This is a genomic window from Oleiphilus sp. HI0043 (assembly GCF_001634935.1).
Genome location: NZ_LWEY01001883.1, coordinates 1 through 811, shown reverse-complemented (window position 1 = coordinate 811; position 811 = coordinate 1). Strand labels below are relative to the sequence as shown.

The window sequence follows — 811 nt, the reverse complement described above, 5'->3', positions numbered from 1 at the left end:
GCGATGGCATAATGCCAAGGCGTATTAATGTTTTGTTGGCTTCGTCTAGCACAGGACCAAGGTTTGATAGAACATATCGATCAAATTGCTTAAAAACAATTAACCGCTCTTTTAACTCTATTTCAAGCACTTCACAGGCGCTTGTAAAGCTTTCTATTACGTCTTTTAAGCCTAGAGGAAGGTTTGCATCTTCATTGTTCTCGCAGCCGTATAGGTTGCAAATTCGAGTATGAAACTGAAGTAAAGGGCCTTGAAAATTTGCCTGGGCTTTAGTCGCCATAGATGATATCGCGACTTCCTCTTCGAGGTCGTCATTCTGAACTAGGCTTAGACTTTCAAAACCTTTCGGTTCGACTGGTGCGTTTAGTTTCGAAGAGGGAGTAAGAACTTGCTCAAGGGAAAACTGCGCTTCGATACTGGACTTAAAGTCATTCTCAATATTCTTGCGCTTAATGCGAATATCGCGCATTGCTTCAAAGAAGCGGTTTTGTTCATTGTTGTTTCTAGCATTGTTAGCAAGCTCGAAAAAAGAGTCATCTATGCCGTCAAACATGCCTTGCAGAAGGGCATGCATGTCTCTTACAACAATATTGCAAATTTTGAGAGCTTCAGCTGATCTTGCGTTATCGAGCCTGGAAGGTCGACTATTGCGATCTCCGATAAAGCTAACGCTAGATGACTTATTCATCGTCCTTTCCCGTATGCTGAATGACTTTCAATGCTTAACAAAAATAAAGGCACTGAACAAAAGCAGGTACATCTTACCCGCAATATAAAAATTATTACTACTTCTATATCAATCCTGAGATTA

The 811-nt window shown here is 40.7% G+C and carries 1 protein-coding gene; it reads right to left on the bottom strand.

Annotation, left to right across the window (positions count from 1 at the left end):
* Positions 1-688, bottom strand: a 688-nt coding sequence (locus A3729_RS28865) for a DUF1631 family protein (protein WP_156498216.1), incomplete at its 3' end; no start/stop codon positions are given.
* Positions 689-811 lie beyond the last annotated feature (123 nt).